Here is an 864-nt window from a genome sequence, read left to right as displayed (position 1 = left end):
GTCGATGAGGAGCGGCAGCGTCTCGCTCKCGCCCGGTGCGATCCAGAAGCGGACGGCCGTGCCGAACGCGCCGACCGCCAGGGAGACGGCCAGCGCGGGGCGCAGATCGCGCTCGGCGTCCAGGCCGAGGCGGTGCGCCACGATCCGCACGGACTCGGCCTCGGCCTCGTCCTGGACCCGCAGATAGGCCGGGAGCAGCGAGGGCTCCGCGTGGAGCAGCCGCAGCAGGTCGCCGGAGCGGGGCAGGCGGTGCCAGGCCGTCGGTTCGCCGTCCAGCCAGGTCCGCAGGGCGCGGTGGTAGGCGGTGAGGGGGGGCTCGGCCGCGGGGCGGTCGGCGAGCGCGGCGTTGATCCGCGCGAAGTCGGCGCGCAGGGCGTCGACCAGGGCGTCCTCCTTGCCGGAGAAGTACCGCGAGAAGGTGCGGCGGGAGACGTCGGCGCGTTCGCTGATCGTCTCGACGGTGACCTGGTCGAGCCCGTGGGCCAGGACCAGGTCCACGGCTGCCCGCGCCATGGCCTCCCGGCTCTCCTGCACCTTGCGGGTCCTGCGGCCCTCACTGCTGCTCATGTCTCCGACTGTACTCCTCTAACTGTCCCAGTGGGACACTTGACCCACTGGGACAGTACGAGTGCCGCGATCGGTCACCCCCGTCGGTCGGGCCGACGCGTCACCCCTGTCGGTCAGGCCGATCCCCGCMGAACTCCGCCTCGACCACGTCGGTGTACACCGACGTGGTCGAGGCGGAGTTCTGCGGGGATCGGCCTGACCGACAGGGGTGACGCGTCGGCCCGACCGACGGGGGTGACCGATCGCGGCACTCGTACTGTCCCAGTGGGTCAAGTGTCCCACTGGGACAGTTAGAGG

The 864-nt window shown here is 72.2% G+C and carries 1 protein-coding gene; it reads right to left on the bottom strand.

The window, feature by feature from the left end:
- On the bottom strand, window positions 1-567 hold a 567-nt coding region (locus AB8Z36_RS41855), incomplete at its 3' end, for a TetR family transcriptional regulator (protein WP_369218542.1).
- Between the last annotated feature and the right edge of the window lie 297 nt (window positions 568-864).

This window comes from Streptomyces flavofungini (assembly GCF_041028215.1).
Classification (GTDB): Bacteria; Actinomycetota; Actinomycetes; order Streptomycetales; family Streptomycetaceae; genus Streptomyces; species Streptomyces flavofungini_B.
This window is presented reverse-complemented; position numbering and strand designations above follow the sequence as displayed.